Source organism: Bacillus sp. PS95, assembly GCF_037963565.1.
In the GTDB taxonomy this organism is placed as follows: Bacteria; Bacillota; Bacilli; order Bacillales; family Bacillaceae; genus Bacillus; species Bacillus subtilis.
The window spans coordinates 3,922,454-3,936,411 of the sequence record NZ_CP150160.1 but is presented as its reverse complement, the minus strand read 5'-3'; the positions used below and the strand labels follow the sequence as shown (position 1 = coordinate 3,936,411).

The 13,958-nt window shown below is 47.5% G+C and carries 16 protein-coding genes; 13 read left to right on the top strand and 3 right to left on the bottom strand.

The window, feature by feature from the left end; translation table 11 throughout:
• Positions 1-9 precede the first annotated feature (9 nt).
• Positions 10-1,383, bottom strand: a complete 1,374-nt coding sequence (locus tag NSQ12_RS20495) for a cytosine permease (RefSeq protein WP_198878393.1) — start codon at positions 1,381-1,383, stop codon at positions 10-12.
• Positions 1,384-1,594: 211 nt separating this feature from the next.
• On the opposite strand from NSQ12_RS20495, the gene sigY reads away from it, so the two are divergent.
• The 6 genes from sigY to NSQ12_RS20465 are packed head-to-tail and all read left to right on the top strand — an operon-like array spanning position 1,595 to position 4,499.
• Positions 1,595-2,131 (top strand): RNA polymerase sigma factor SigY, encoded by a 537-nt coding sequence (sigY, locus tag NSQ12_RS20490; protein ID WP_339175518.1) that lies wholly within the window; start codon positions 1,595-1,597, stop codon positions 2,129-2,131.
• Positions 2,124-2,444: a YxlC family protein gene (locus NSQ12_RS20485; RefSeq protein ID WP_003227289.1), complete on the top strand. Its 321-nt coding sequence runs from the start codon at positions 2,124-2,126 to the stop codon at positions 2,442-2,444. Before sigY ends, NSQ12_RS20485 begins: the two co-directional genes overlap by 8 nt.
• Positions 2,441-2,647, top strand: a complete 207-nt coding sequence (gene yxlD, locus NSQ12_RS20480) for a sigma Y negative regulator YxlD (RefSeq protein WP_003227291.1) — start codon at positions 2,441-2,443, stop codon at positions 2,645-2,647. The genes NSQ12_RS20485 and yxlD overlap by 4 nt, the downstream gene beginning before the upstream one ends.
• Positions 2,644-2,832, top strand: coding sequence for a sigma Y negative regulator YxlE (yxlE, locus tag NSQ12_RS20475; RefSeq protein WP_003227293.1), 189 nt, complete (start codon positions 2,644-2,646; stop codon positions 2,830-2,832). Before yxlD ends, yxlE begins: the two co-directional genes overlap by 4 nt.
• 6 nt (positions 2,833-2,838) lie before the next feature.
• Positions 2,839-3,726: an ABC transporter ATP-binding protein gene (locus tag NSQ12_RS20470; protein WP_024573403.1), complete on the top strand. Its 888-nt coding sequence runs from the start codon at positions 2,839-2,841 to the stop codon at positions 3,724-3,726.
• The gene (locus tag NSQ12_RS20465; protein ID WP_069703604.1) at positions 3,723-4,499 is read left to right on the top strand and encodes an ABC transporter permease subunit; all 777 of its coding nucleotides are present in this window, start codon (positions 3,723-3,725) and stop codon (positions 4,497-4,499) included. Before NSQ12_RS20470 ends, NSQ12_RS20465 begins: the two co-directional genes overlap by 4 nt.
• Here the strand turns inward: NSQ12_RS20465 and NSQ12_RS20460 are convergent.
• Both NSQ12_RS20460 and katX read right to left on the bottom strand, forming a co-directional pair.
• Positions 4,496-5,698 carry an MFS transporter gene (locus NSQ12_RS20460; RefSeq protein WP_069703605.1) on the bottom strand — a complete coding sequence of 401 codons (1,203 nt, stop codon included), beginning with the start codon at positions 5,696-5,698 and terminating at the stop codon, positions 4,496-4,498. The two genes, NSQ12_RS20465 and NSQ12_RS20460, sit on opposite strands and share 4 nt — an antisense overlap.
• Positions 5,699-5,801: 103 nt before the next feature.
• Positions 5,802-7,445, bottom strand: a complete 1,644-nt coding sequence (gene katX, locus NSQ12_RS20455) for a catalase KatX (protein WP_015385023.1) — start codon at positions 7,443-7,445, stop codon at positions 5,802-5,804.
• A gap of 128 nt (positions 7,446-7,573) precedes the next feature.
• Between katX and NSQ12_RS20450 the strand changes: the two genes are divergently transcribed.
• From NSQ12_RS20450 to licH, 7 genes are all read left to right on the top strand, one after another.
• Complete coding sequence (locus tag NSQ12_RS20450) at positions 7,574-8,164, top strand: DNA-3-methyladenine glycosylase (RefSeq protein ID WP_086344479.1); 591 nt, start codon at positions 7,574-7,576, stop codon at positions 8,162-8,164.
• 28 nt (positions 8,165-8,192) lie between these two features.
• Positions 8,193-8,351 carry a hypothetical protein gene (locus tag NSQ12_RS20445; RefSeq protein ID WP_009968374.1) on the top strand — a complete coding sequence of 53 codons (159 nt, stop codon included), beginning with the start codon at positions 8,193-8,195 and terminating at the stop codon, positions 8,349-8,351.
• Between the two features lie 162 nt (positions 8,352-8,513).
• The gene (gene licR / locus NSQ12_RS20440; protein WP_191603930.1) at positions 8,514-10,439 is read left to right on the top strand and encodes a transcriptional regulator LicR; all 1,926 of its coding nucleotides are present in this window, start codon (positions 8,514-8,516) and stop codon (positions 10,437-10,439) included.
• Between the two features lie 128 nt (positions 10,440-10,567).
• Positions 10,568-10,876: a PTS lichenan transporter subunit IIB gene (gene licB, locus NSQ12_RS20435; RefSeq protein WP_003218755.1), complete on the top strand. Its 309-nt coding sequence runs from the start codon at positions 10,568-10,570 to the stop codon at positions 10,874-10,876.
• Between the two features lie 15 nt (positions 10,877-10,891).
• Entirely contained in the window at positions 10,892-12,250 is a 1,359-nt protein-coding gene (gene licC, locus NSQ12_RS20430; protein ID WP_339175512.1) for a PTS lichenan transporter subunit IIC, read from the top strand.
• Between the two features lie 18 nt (positions 12,251-12,268).
• The gene (gene licA, locus NSQ12_RS20425) at positions 12,269-12,601 is read left to right on the top strand and encodes a PTS lichenan transporter subunit IIA (RefSeq protein WP_195727693.1); all 333 of its coding nucleotides are present in this window, start codon (positions 12,269-12,271) and stop codon (positions 12,599-12,601) included.
• Positions 12,598-13,926 (top strand): 6-phospho-beta-glucosidase LicH, encoded by a 1,329-nt coding sequence (gene licH, locus NSQ12_RS20420; RefSeq protein WP_003244285.1) that lies wholly within the window; start codon positions 12,598-12,600, stop codon positions 13,924-13,926. The genes licA and licH overlap by 4 nt, the downstream gene beginning before the upstream one ends.
• Positions 13,927-13,958: the final 32 nt, after the last annotated feature.

The following is a 13,958-nucleotide window of genomic DNA, read 5'->3' as shown; positions in this document are numbered from 1 at the left end:
AAGCTGTCTTCAGAGAGAAGACAGCTTTTCTTGATACCCCGCCCGTTTTTTCAGACGCGGTTTCATTAATACATAGTAAAGCACAGAAGGCACGGCCAAGCCGATAATCCATGCGATGTCTCCGCCGCCAAACATTTTGGCAAGCGGTCCGATGTAAAAGCTTGTGTTGATAAACGGAATTTCCAGCAAGATAGACAGAACGAACGCAATTGTGGTGATCCAATTGACCTTTCCATAAGGCCCGTTTACGTCGAACATGGCTTTGACTTGATACTTTCCGTGGCGAACGAAGTAGTAATCGACTAAATTGATTGCCGTCCACGGAATTAAGAAATAACTGATGAAAAAGATAAAATTCAAAAACAGCTCCATAAAATTGCTCTGTCCCAGTAGGCTTAAGACTGTGCCGACAAGCGTGACACCCAGGATCATGATGATTCTGACTTTGGGCGTGACTTTTAATTTCAGAAACGGCTCCAGCGTTGTTGTCGTGGACATGAAGGCCCCATACAGGTTAAAAACATTAATTGCCATTTGTCCAAATAGCACAATGATCAGCATAATAAACGAGAAGGGACTGAACAATTGGACAATCTGGCTGCCTGAGTTTGCCGTAAAGTCAGGAAGTGAGGTTGTCAGCAATGCGCCGAGCAGCATCATCCAGATGGAGCTGACAGATGTACCTGCATAGCTGTACCAAAATGTTTTTGAAGCCGGTGTTTTAACTGGCAGATATCTTGAATAATCGGCAACATACGGCGCGTAGGCAAGCTGCCACGTCGCAACTGCGCTGACTGCCACCAAGAAAATTGGCAGATCAATCGCTCCGGGAATCCAGCTGCCTGCCGGAATCGGCAATTGAAAAATGAGAATCGTTGCAGCAAAAAATACAGCAAAAGAGGTCCAAGAAAGGATTTTTTGCATTTTGTGAATCAAATCATGGCCGAAAATGGTGAGTAAAAAACATACGGCGCTTAAGCCTATAATGCTCCATGATCCCGGGATGGGAACAAAGCTGCTTAAGGTTCCGGCCGCCAGAATCGTGCTGCTTGCGAAGAAACCAAGGTAGATAAACATGACTAAGAAGAGGGGAAGAATCGCTCCGATTACGCCGAATTGGGCACGGCTTTGAATCATTTGCGGGATGCCTAGCTGAGGGCCTTGCGCGGAATGAGACGCCATAAATATGGCACCGATTAAGGTTCCGCAAATAATAGCGGCAACACTCCAAAACAGATTAAGTCCCATTGCAACGGGAATCGTGCCGGTCACTAACGTGGTGATATGCATATTAGCCCCGAACCATACGGGAAATAAATCTTTCGCTTTACCATGTCTCTCTTCATTCGGAATATATTCAATCGTTCGCCTTTCTACTTTCAATGCATCGTCCTCCATATTGGATGTTTTTTTGAAATCGACATAAAGTCATAGCTTAACAGACTATAAGGGGGTTTACAAATAAGGATATGCAGCCAAACGGCCGGGAAGCCTGATCTGTCAATGGCTGAAAAGAATTGTAAAAAAGATGAACGCTTTTGAATCCGGTGTCGTCTCATAAGGCAGAAAAACAAAAAAGGGGGGATCACGGTCATTGGATACACATGAAGAACAGCGGCTGATCCAGCAGGCGAAAGAGGGAAACGACGAGGCGTTTACAGCCCTTTTCCACTATCACTATTCTTTCTTATATAAATACTTGTTAAAGCTTTCCCTTCACCCCGATCTCAGCGAGGAACTTGTTCAGGAAACCTTTCTGAAAGGGTACATCCATTTAAGAAGCTTTCAGGGCCGTTCAAAATTCTCCACATGGCTGATCTCCATTGCATCGCGGCTCTATCTCGATCACCAGAAAAAGAGAAAGAGAGAATGGAAACGGAATCAGACAGTTACGGAGGAAACAATCCGCAAGATCAAGTGGGACGTGTCGGCGAAAGGGGCAGAGTGGAGCGAAACGCTCGATCTGTTTTCAAAGCTGGACCCTAAACTGTGCACACCGGTTTTATTAAGGCATTACTACGGCTATACCTACGCTGAAATCGGGGTGATGCTTCAAATCAAAGAAGGCACTGTAAAGTCCAGAGTTCATAAAGGGCTCCAGCAAATCAGAAAGGAGTGGGACGATGAATAAAGAAAAGCTTTCTGATCATTTAAAGTCAGAATGGAAAAAAATTGATCAAACAGCCAATCCCTCTATACCGAATCAAAAAGAACTGCTTCACCAGCTGTCACAAATGAAAGCTGAATACAGAAAAAAACTTCTTCAAGAGATCATTTTATTTGTATTCTGCGCGCTGATGGTTGTGAGTGCTGCAATCTTAGCTTTCACTCAAGCTCCTGCTGTGTTTATTGTGCTTCAGGTTTGTGTGCTTGCGGTGCTGCCGATTTTGATTGCGGCTGAGAAAAAAAGGCATCTCGGCGAATGCGAGGTGAAACGCGGATGACACAAACAGAAATTATCATAACGGTTGCGGCTTGTCTCATCGTATTGGCGCAGGGAATCTTTTTATTTATTGATGCGAAAAAACGTAATCGCATGGCATGGGTTTGGGGGATTGTCGGATTGATTCAAGCACCGATGCCTCTGATTTGTTATTACTTTTTTGTCATTAGGCCGGATCGGAAGAAAAGGGGGATCAAGCAATGAATATTTCTTGGGAAATGATTTTGCCGCTGATTGTATTACAGCTGGCTTTGGCGGTGTTTGCCCTCATCAGCTGTATAAAAGAAGAGCGGACGAACGGGCCAAAGTGGATGTGGGCTGCAATCATCGTATGTATCAATATTATCGGGCCGATATTATTTTTCACCGTCGGCAGAAAGCAAAGGTAAGCCGATATGCTGTCTATTGAATCATTATGCAAATCGTACAGGCATCATGAAGCTGTAAAGAATATCAGTTTTCACGTGAATGAAAACGAGTGTGTCGCGCTATTAGGTCCCAATGGAGCCGGCAAAACCACGACTCTGCAAATGCTGGCCGGTCTGCTTTCGCCAACCTCCGGAAACATTAAGCTGTTAGGAGAAAAAAAGCCGGATCGGCGTTTGATTGGGTACCTCCCGCAGTATCCAGCTTTTTATTCCTGGATGACCGCAAATGAATTTTTGACATTTGCGGGGAGACTGTCCGGCCTTTCGAAGAGAAAATGCCAAGAGGAAATCGGCGAGATGCTGGAATTTGTGGGTTTGCACGAAGCGGCGCACAAAAAGATCGGGGGCTATTCAGGAGGCATGAAACAAAGACTCGGTCTGGCACAGGCACTGCTCCATAAACCGAAGTTTTTGATATTGGATGAACCGGTGTCTGCGCTTGATCCGACAGGACGGTTCGAGGTGCTGGACATGATGCGGGAGCTGAAAAAGCATATGGCCGTTCTGTTTTCTACACATGTTTTGCACGATGCAGAACAGGTGTGTGATCAAGTGGTGATTATGAAAAACGGTGAGATTTCATGGAAAGGCGAGTTACAGGAGCTGAAACAACAGCAGCAAACGAACGTTTTTACCCTTTCAGTGAAAGAGAAGCTGGAAGGTTGGCTTGAAGAGAAGCCTTACGTCTCAGCTATTGTCTATAAGAATCCGTCCCAAGCGGTTTTCGAGCTGCCTGATATACACGCTGGCCGGTCATTATTAAGTGACTGTATCCGAAAGGGATTGACCGTCACCCGCTTTGAACAGAAAACGGAGTCTCTAGAAGACGTCTATCTAAAGGTGGTGCACGCATGAAGGTGATGATGGCGCTATTGCAGAAGGAGTGGCTGGAAGGATGGAAAAGCGGCAAGCTGATTTGGCTGCCGATTGCGATGATGATCGTCGGGCTGACACAGCCGCTGACCATTTATTATATGCCGGAAATCATCGCACATGGAGGGAACCTTCCTGACGGCATGAAAATCAGTTTTACGATGCCCTCCGGGTCTGAAGTGATGGTCAGCACGCTTTCTCAATTCAACACGCTTGGCATGGCTCTCGTCATCTTTAGCGTGATGGGCAGTGTAGCCAATGAAAGAAATCAAGGGGTAACAGCGCTGATTATGTCGCGGCCTGTGACGGCAGCCCATTATATCGTGAGTAAATGGCTCATCCAAAGCGTGATCGGCATTCTGTCATTCGCAGCTGGATACGGGCTTGCTTATTATTACGTCCGGCTGCTGTTTGAGGACGCATCATTCAGCCGCTTTGCCGCAAGTCTTGGTCTTTACGCTCTTTGGGTGATATTTATTGTGACTGCCGGCCTTGCCGGAAGCACGATATTCCGGTCTCTCGGAGCAGCTGCGGCTTGCGGGATCGGGTTCACAGCAGCTGTTTCCTTTGCTGTTTCACTATTCCCAGATCATGCGAAGTGGCTTCCGGCCGAGCTTTGCAAACAGGCGGAGCATATCCTTCTTCATGGAAAGCGGGCAGATTTTTTCGGATGGTCACTCACTTTCTCCATACTGTGCATCATGCTTCTTGCCATGTTTTCTGTGTGGCGCTTCCAGCGGTATGAAAGCTATTAACTGATCATGTTACGTTTTTGCGCGAGCATCACAAAAGAGGCGGCAAATGCCAGCGACCCAGCTCCATAAAAAACTCCCGCAAGCCCGAAAAGCTGTGCGATTTTCCCGGCAAGAAGGGGTCCGAGGAAGATGCCTAGCGCATAAAATGATTGATAAAACCCCATCACTGACATTTTTAAACGGACAGAACTGATTTCGACGACATGGCTTAGCAGCAGAGGAAAAACGAAGCCGAGCGCCAGCCCGATACAGGCGTGTGTGATGCAAACAGTGAACAATGTGGCTGAATAAGGAACATATAGCAAGCAGACCCCGGTGACAGCAAAACTAATGAGCATCACGAAGTAAGCGATACGGCTTGTAAAGCGCAGAAACACAAAGCTTAATGTGGCGGCTGCGTGTGGGAGGAAAAAGGCGCTCATCACCCAAAGAAGCTCCGCGTCGCCCATTCCGAGCTGATTCATGTAAAGCGGCGTAAAACCAAACACTGTGATAAATAATACGGCATGGGCCGTCATAGACAGGATGGTGAAAAGCTTCAGCTTTGGCAGCCGCAATGTATCTTTGATGTACTGATTGACACGAATGGTGCCACGGTTTGCGGGAGGAGCAGACGGATCCTGAATAAAGCAGCAGATCACCAGACCTGCGGCAGAAGCTGCCAGCGCCATCCAAAAAGGAACCTGCCTCCCTAAATGGGCTGCGGCGAGCCCGCAGAACACAATGCTGGCAAACTGAGGCATGACGGTAAAAAACTGCATGATGCCCATTGCTTTTGATGCATTGCCATTGTTGAAATAATGTGCGTATAAAATGGTCGCCATCACCCACGTAGAAGCAGTGATTCCCGCGAAAAGCCGGGCGGCCAGCACGAAGAAGAAAGAATCAAACATCAGAAAAAGCAGGCTGCTGAGGACGGAAAAGCCGAACCCGGCAATTAACAATTGCTTGCGCAAGGAAAACAGGATGTCTGACAAAAGGCCGAGCGGGAATCGCAGAAGGATTTGCGTGACCCCGTAGCTGCCGAGAATGATGCCGATTGCGCCATATGAAAAGTGCAGATCCTCCAAATACAGACTGAATACAGGAACGTAAATATAGCCTGAAAACCAGAAACAAAATACCATGCATAAAAAAACGGCGTGATCTAAGGCGCCGATTGTTTTTTTCTGAGGAATCAAGTCCTGCTGTAATTCCATCGTATCTCTCCACCCCTTTCCTTCCAGTACAACACAATTGTTGAAAGCGTTTCAATAGAAAAATAAAAAAACAGGGCTTCAAAAAAAGCCCTGTTCGCTTTTGTTAATACGGATCAGATGGATGGCTCTCCTGTTCAGCCTGCTTTGCAGCCTGTTCCGTTTCAGTTGTGCCGATCGGCCCGTTGCTGTTGTTTTCGGAAACCTTTTTTAGCCCTTCTGCTACGCGTTTTCCGTAGTCAGGATCAGCTTTTGTGAAATTCTCAATCATTTGATCCTGAATTTCTTTTCGGCACGTAGAAAGCGTATTCACCAAATTCGTAATCAATTCGTTCCGCTCAAATTCAGTAAATCTCCGGTACGTTTCTCCAGCCTGTCCGAAGTTGTTTGTTCTGTCAATCGCTTCACGCTTTACATCACCTTCGACATGCGGCGTATGGTCTTTTCCGTCCTGCTTCGCTTCCTTCAGCCCGCCCATAATGGATGGCTCATAGTTGACGTGCGGGTTTTGTCCTTCTGCTCTATCGACCCGATATTGCATTTGCCCGCCTTCCTGGTTGGTGGCGACATGCTTTTTCGGCGAGTTGATCGGAAGCTGCAGGTAATTTGCGCCTACACGGTAGCGCTGCGTATCAGAGTAGGCAAACGTACGCCCCTGGAGCAATTTGTCGTCTGAAAAATCAAGCCCGTCGACAAGCACCCCCGTTCCAAATGAAGCTTGCTCCACTTCCGCATGGTAGTTTTCCGGATTTTTGTTCAGCACCAATTTGCCGATCGGTTTCCATGGGAAATCGTCTTTATACCACAGTTTTGTCGGATCAAGAGGATCAAAGTCCAGTTCAGGATGCTCATCATCGCTCATGATTTGAGCATACACTTCCCACTCTGGATAATCGCCATTTTCAATCGCGTCATATAAATCCTGTGTGGCATGGTTAAAGTTTTTCCCTTGAATCTCTTCTGCTTCCTTCTGTGTCAGGTTGCGGATGCCCTGCTTCGGTTCAAAATGGTATTTCACGAGAACGGCCTTGCCTTCCTCATTCACCCATTTATAGGCATGTACGCCTGAACCCTGCATTTGCCGGTAGTTGGCCGGAATGCCCCAAGGCGAAAACAAGAAGGTAATCATGTGTGTCGCTTCTGGAGATTGAGAAATGAAATCGAAAATACGTTCACCATCCTGGATGTTGGTCACTGGATCAGGCTGAAATGCATGTACAAGATCCGGAAATTTCAGCGGGTCGCGGATAAAAAAGATTTTCAGGTTGTTCCCGACCAAATCCCAGTTTCCGTCTTCTGTATATAGCTTTACAGCAAAACCGCGCGGGTCTCTCAATGTTTCAGGCGAGTGTTTTCCATGATTCACAGTTGAAAAACGGACAAATGCCGGTGTTTTCTTGCCTTTTTCCTGAAAGAGCTTGGCCCGTGTGTATGTTGAAATCGGTTCATCTCCGAAGCTTCCGTACGCTTCAAAATATCCATGTGCACCTGCTCCCCTGGCATGAACAACCCGCTCTGGGATGCGTTCCCGGTCGAAGTGGCTGATCTTTTCGAGAAAATCATAGTTCTCAAGTGTTGTAGGCCCTCTATTCCCGACGGTTCTCACATTCTGGTTGTCAGTAACAGGATGTCCCTGCCTATTCGTTAAGGTATCCTCTGACTCGTTTTTCCCGGATGTCTTATGAGAAAGCGCTTCCTCGCTCCCTTGGGCATTTGATTGGTGCTGCTTGTTTTGATGATCATCTTTCAATGGTTGGCCCTCCTTTTTTGAACGGTAACAATATTCCCTGAATGGAAAGATTTTAAAACAGCCGTTTTTTTTGATCTGCTTCGGGAATGGTACAATGTACAAAAATCGGTAAAAGGAGAGGTCGATTCGTGACGAGAGAAAAAAATCCGCTTCCCATCACGTTTTATCAAAAAACCGCTCTTGAGCTTGCCCCATCGCTTCTGGGCTGCCTTCTTGTAAAAGAAACAGACGAAGGCACAGCGTCAGGCTATATTGTGGAAACAGAGGCCTATATGGGTGCTGAAGACAGAGCGGCCCACAGCTTTAACAACCGCCGGACGAAGCGGACTGAGATCATGTTTGCAGAAGCTGGGCGGGTATATACATACGTGATGCACACCCATACATTGCTGAATGTCGTTGCCGCGGAAGAGGATGTCCCGCAAGCGGTATTAATCAGGGCAATTGAGCCGCATGAAGGCCAGCTGTTAATGGAGGAGAGAAGGCCGGGCAGGAGTCCGAGGGAATGGACAAACGGACCCGGAAAGCTGACGAAAGCGCTTGGCGTCACGATGAATGACTACGGACGCTGGATCACGGAACAGCCGCTTTACATCGAAAGCGGGTACACACCGGAAGCAATTTCAACCGGCCCGCGCATCGGCATTGACAACAGCGGGGAGGCACGCGATTATCCATGGCGTTTCTGGGTGACGGGAAACAGGTACGTGTCGCGTTAGCATGTTTAAGGAAGAGGCAATCAGGGGAATGGTTGAGAAAAAAGAAGGGAGAATCGGAGCTTTGAAAAAGATGATCAAAACCGTTATCAAATGGGCGCCGGTCATTTACCCGATTGTTCGAAAAATCATGAAGGACCGCAAGGCGTCTAAACAAAAGAATATGTCCGCATCTAGAACAGCCGGCTGATCCCGGCTGTTTTTTTATAGGTCAGTTTTCCCTCTAGTCCTCCGGATGTTCATTGACTTGCCATTCTCTCCATTATAGAATTTATATACATTTCGCATCCCTTCATCATCCTTTCTGCCTATTCACTGAATCCCTGCATCTACTAGTTAGGAGGTTTTTCTCATGCTTCATGGGCGACTACGTGATATTCTGCGCTTGCTGATGGCGGCTGAAGCCCCGGTGACAAGTTCGTTTTTTGCCGCGCAATTAAACGTAACGACGCGGACAGTCCGCAATGATATAAAGGAACTTCAAGGTGTGCTAAGCGGCCACGGTGCCTTTGTACAATCTGTAAGAGGCTCCGGCTACAAGCTCCGCATTGATGACGAGCAAGTATTCAGAACACTGCTGCAAGATGAATTTCAGCAAAAAAAGGGCCTGCCGGTATTGCCGGAGGAGAGAATGGCCTATCTTATGAAACGTCTGCTGCTGGCGGACCATTATCTCAAGCTCGATGAACTTGCTGAAGAACTATTTATCTCAAAATCTACACTCCAAACGGATTTAAAGGAAGTAAAGAAACGTCTGCTGCCTTACCGCATCGTCATGGAAACACGTCCGAATTACGGCTTCAAGCTGCGCGGGGACGAGGTGCAGATGAGGTACTGCATGGCGGAGTACATTGTTGATGAAAGAGAAACGGAGATAGATGTTTTAAATGAAAAGGCTGATATTTTGCCAAAAGAAGAAATTGAGATCATCCGTTCCGCCATCTTGAAAAAAATGAAAAACGACCGCATCCCTCTGTCCAACATGGGACTGAATAACCTCATTATCCATATCGCTATCGCCTGTAAACGGATCAGAACGGAAAACTATGTTTCTCTTTTCCCGAAAGATATGGATCATATCCTGCATCAAAAGGAGTACCAGGCTGCAGAAGCCATCGTAAAAGAGCTGGAATCAAAGCTTGCCGTTACGTTTCCGAAAGACGAGACGGCCTACATCACCATGCATCTCCTTGGCACAAAACGAATGACACAATCACAATGCGGAGAGGACACATTTTCAATAGAAGAGGAAACCGATCAGCTGACACTTGCCATGATCAAAGCTGTTGATCGTGAACTGAAGCTTGGCATCCTGCATGACAAAGAGCTGAAAATCGGCTTGGCACTGCATATGAAGCCGGCGATCACCCGCAACCGATACGGCATGAATCTTCGAAATCCGATGCTGGCAGCGATCAAGGAACATTATCCACTCGCTTTTGAAGCCGGGATCATTGCCGGAATCGTGATAAAGGAACAAACGGGTATTGAGATTCATGAAAACGAAATTGGATATTTGGCTCTCCACTTTGGCGCCGCGATTGAACGAAAAAAAACAGAAAGCCCGCCGAAACGCTGTATCATTGTATGCGCATCGGGAGCCGGAAGCGCCCAGCTTCTGCGCGAAAAACTGCGTTCCCATTTCGGCAAGCGGCTCGATATTCTTGGAACGGCTGAGTATTATAGTCTTGATCAAATGTCCTACGAATCAATTGATTTTGTCATCAGCACCATTCCGATTAAAAAAGAGCTCCCTGTACCAGTACTGAAGGTTAACACCATCTTAGGCGGAACTGACTTTACAAAAATAGAATCTATTCTGAGTGATGAAAAGGAAAAAGCCAATCGCTACCTAAAAAAAGAACTCGTTTTTTTTCAGGAGGATCTGCGCTCAAAAGAAGAAGTGATTCAATTTTTAGGGCAGAAAGTGGTCGAATGCGGCTTTGCCGATGAAGAAATCATAGATTCCATTTTTGAAAGAGAAGACATGTCGCCAACGTGTTTTGGCAATCTTGTTGCCATCCCGCACCCGCTTGTTCCGCAGACGAAAACAACGTTTTGGGCCGTTTGTACGCTCAAAAAACCGATCGATTGGGAGAGTCAGCGAGTTCAGTTTGTCTGTCTGCTTTGTGTCGAAAAGGAGAACAAAGCGGATTTGCAAAGCATGTATAAACTGCTTGGCAGCATTTTGGATGACCCGGCGGCGGTGAACCAGCTGATCAAATGCCGTTCATATCAAGAGCTTTCGGATGTGTTTGACCAAAAAATGCTGAGCTGACAGCCTGTATATACCTTTTTTCCGTTGCCTGCGGAAAAACCCTGAGTGTTTATGAAAGCGATTTCATAATATGATGATAGCAACAGCAGGACATTACAAAATTGATCAAACTCTAGGGGGTCTTTTACATGAATATATTACTCGTTTGTGCAGCAGGCATGTCTACTAGTTTACTGGTGAGCAAGATGGAAAAAAGTGCGCAGGAACAGGGAAAAGACTATACCATTTGGGCAGTTTCAGGCGATTCTGTACAAAATCATATCGATAAAGCGGATGTATTGCTTCTTGGTCCGCAAGTCCGTTACATGCTTCCGCAGCTCAAAAAATTAGGAGAGTCAAAGGGGGTTCCGGTAGACGTCATTAATACCGTCCATTATGGCACGTGCAATGGGGCGGAAGTGCTGAAATCAGCTGAACAGCTTGGACATGTGTCATAGAGAGGGGCGGGCTATGTGAATAAAGTCAATCAGATCTTAGAAGAAAAGGTCATGCCTATAGCGGGAAGAATTGCGGGACAGCGTCATTTGCAGGCGCTGCGTGATGGTATCATCCTCACGATGCCCCTGATTATCATCGGTTCCTTTTTCCTCATCATTGGCAACCTCCCGATCCCGGGATACGCTGAGTTTATGGCAAAAACGTTTGGCAGCTCCTGGTCTGAAAAACTGGCCTACCCAGTCGACGCGACCTTTGAAATTATGGGTCTTGTCGCCGCGTTCGGCATCGCCTACCGGCTCGCCGAGAAATACGGCGTTGATGCCTTGTCGGCCGGAGCCATTTCCCTTGCGGCATTTTTATTAGCAACACCTTATCAAGTGCCGTTTATGCCGGATGGCGCGACGAAAGAAATCATGGTTGGCGGCGGGATTCCGCTTTCGCTCATGGGAAGCAAAGGCCTGTTTGTCGCCATGATTATCGCAATGGTGTCCACAGAGATTTACCGCCTCATTATCCAGCGCAATTTAGTCTTCAAAATGCCGGACGGTGTTCCGCCGGCGGTAAGCAAGTCATTTGTCGCGTTAATCCCCGGCTTTGCCGTCATCTTCCTGACTTGGGCAGCCCGGCTGATTGTTGAAGCGACACCGTTTGAAAGCCTTCATAATATTGTAAGCGTTTTATTGGGGACTCCGCTTTCCATTCTGGGAGGAAGCCTTGGAGGAAGCCTTGTCGCCGAAGCCGTCAAAATGCTTTTATGGGCCTGCGGCCTTCACGGTGCAAACATTGTTGGCGGCGTCATGGCACCGATTTGGTACGGCGCAATGGATGCCAACCGGATCGCATTCCAAGCTGGTGAGGAGCTTCCTAAGATTTTCACCCAGCAATTTTTCGATATCTGGGTCAATATTGGCGGAAGCGGCGCCACATTGGCACTGGTTGTCACGATGTTCCTGCGCGCCCGAAGCAAACAAATGAAGCAGCTCGGGAAGCTTGCGGTCGGCCCGGCCATCTTCAATATTAACGAACCGATTATATTCGGAATGCCGATCGTCATGAACCCAATGCTCTTACTTCCGTTTATCATCACGCCGCTTGTCACAGTGACACTCACGTACATCGGAATGAGCACCGGCCTTGTCGCCAAACCGGCGGGTATCGCAGTGCCGTGGACCATGCCGCCGATCTTTTCAGGCTACTTGGCGACAGGAGGAAAAGTCTCAGGCGCGGTCATGCAAGCCATTAATATTGCCGTGTCCTTTGTTGTCTACTATCCATTCTTCAGAATGTGGGATAAGCAGAAGCTGAAAGAAGAAAACGATCTGGAGCTGGTCCAAACGCCTGCAGCATCAGATGACAAAGAAGCGGCTCTGTAGAGAAAGGAAGTGAATCGCGTGAATGAGGAAATGGAACAAATCATTTTTCAAATCATCCTTCACGGAGGAAACGGTAGGAGCTCCGCAATGGAGGCCATTGCCGCTGCGAAAAGCGGTGACGCAGAAGAAGCGCGGAAAAAGCTTCAAGACGCTGCTGAAGAATTGTTAAAAGCCCATCATTATCAGACAGAGCTGATCCAAAATGAAGCGGGCGGAGAAAAGACGGAAATGACGCTTCTGATGGTTCATGCACAGGATCATTTAATGAATGCAATGACAGTGAAGGATATGGCTGCAGAGATCATTGAGTTATATGAAAAAATCACCGAGCAAAGGGGAGCAAGCATATGACAAAAGGATTGAAGATTGTAACGATTGGCGGAGGTTCAAGCTATACGCCCGAGCTAGTGGAGGGGTTCATTAAACGGTATGATGAGCTGCCTGTCCGAGAATTATGGCTTGTCGATATCCCCGAGGGCGAAGAAAAGCTGAATATTGTCGGCACACTCGCCAAACGGATGGTTGAAAAAGCTGGCGTCCCGATCGACATTCATCTTACGCTCGACCGGAGAAAAGCGCTGAAAGACGCAGACTTTGTCACGACTCAATTTCGCGTCGGACTTTTGCAGGCAAGAGCAAAGGATGAGCGCATTCCGCTAAAATACGGAGTGATTGGCCAGGAAACAAACGGCCCGGGAGGCCTGTTTAAAGGATTGCGCACAATTCCGGTCATCCTTGAGATCGCAAAGGACATAGAAGAGCTTTGCCCGAACGCTTGGCTTGTTAACTTCACAAACCCTGCCGGCATGGTAACAGAAGCCTTGCTTCGCTACTCCAACCTGAAGAAAGTCGTCGGTCTCTGTAATGTTCCAATCGGCATCAAAATGGGCGTAGCCAAAGCGCTTGATGTAGATGTGGACCGCGTAGAAGTCCAATTCGCCGGACTGAACCATATGGTATTTGGGCTGGATGTTTTCTTGGACGGCGTAAGTGTGAAGGAGCAAGTCATCGAGGCGATGGGCGACCCGAAAAACGCGATGACAATGAAAAATATCTCAGGCGCCGAATGGGAACCGGATTTCTTAAAAGCGCTCAATGTCATCCCTTGCGGCTATCACCGTTACTATTTCAAAACAAAAGAGATGCTGGAGCACGAACTGGAAGCATCACAAACGGAGGGCACCCGCGCAGAAGTCGTACAGAAGGTCGAAAAAGAGCTGTTCGAGCTTTATAAAGATCCGAACCTTGCGATCAAACCGCCGCAGCTGGAAAAACGGGGCGGAGCTTACTACAGTGATGCAGCATGTAACTTAATCAGCTCCATTTATAATGATAAACATGACATTCAGCCGGTGAACACAATCAATAATGGTGCAATAGCGAGCATTCCAGACGATTCCGCAGTTGAAGTGAACTGTGTGATGACGAAAACTGGCCCTAAGCCAATTGCTGTCGGCGACTTGCCGGTGTCTGTCCGTGGCCTCGTCCAGCAAATCAAATCCTTTGAACGTGTCGCGGCAGAAGCGGCAGTTACAGGTGACTATCAAACTGCACTCCTTGCCATGACGATTAACCCGCTTGTCCCGTCCGATACTGTGGCCAAACAGATTTTAGACGAAATGCTGGAAGCGCACAAAGCGTATCTGCCGCAGTTTTTCAACAAAATTGAAGCGTAAAAAAAGCCGGCCTGTAATGGGCCGGCTTTTTT

Excerpts from the sequence above, each read along its gene's own strand:
- licH (WP_003244285.1), top strand. The coding sequence starts at position 12,598 with ATGACAAAAGGATTGAAGATTGTAACGATTGGCGGAGGTTCAAGCTAT.
- licR (WP_191603930.1), top strand. The coding sequence starts at position 8,514 with ATGCTTCATGGGCGACTACGTGATATTCTGCGCTTGCTGATGGCGGCT.
- NSQ12_RS20445 (WP_009968374.1), top strand. The coding sequence starts at position 8,193 with ATGGTTGAGAAAAAAGAAGGGAGAATCGGAGCTTTGAAAAAGATGATC.
- NSQ12_RS20465 (WP_069703604.1), top strand. The coding sequence starts at position 3,723 with ATGAAGGTGATGATGGCGCTATTGCAGAAGGAGTGGCTGGAAGGATGG.
- NSQ12_RS20460 (WP_069703605.1), bottom strand. The coding sequence starts at position 5,698 with ATGGAATTACAGCAGGACTTGATTCCTCAGAAAAAAACAATCGGCGCC.
- NSQ12_RS20485 (WP_003227289.1), top strand. The coding sequence starts at position 2,124 with ATGAATAAAGAAAAGCTTTCTGATCATTTAAAGTCAGAATGGAAAAAA.
- yxlD (WP_003227291.1), top strand. The coding sequence starts at position 2,441 with ATGACACAAACAGAAATTATCATAACGGTTGCGGCTTGTCTCATCGTA.
- licB (WP_003218755.1), top strand. The coding sequence starts at position 10,568 with ATGAATATATTACTCGTTTGTGCAGCAGGCATGTCTACTAGTTTACTG.
- NSQ12_RS20470 (WP_024573403.1), top strand. The coding sequence starts at position 2,839 with ATGCTGTCTATTGAATCATTATGCAAATCGTACAGGCATCATGAAGCT.
- yxlE (WP_003227293.1), top strand. The coding sequence starts at position 2,644 with ATGAATATTTCTTGGGAAATGATTTTGCCGCTGATTGTATTACAGCTG.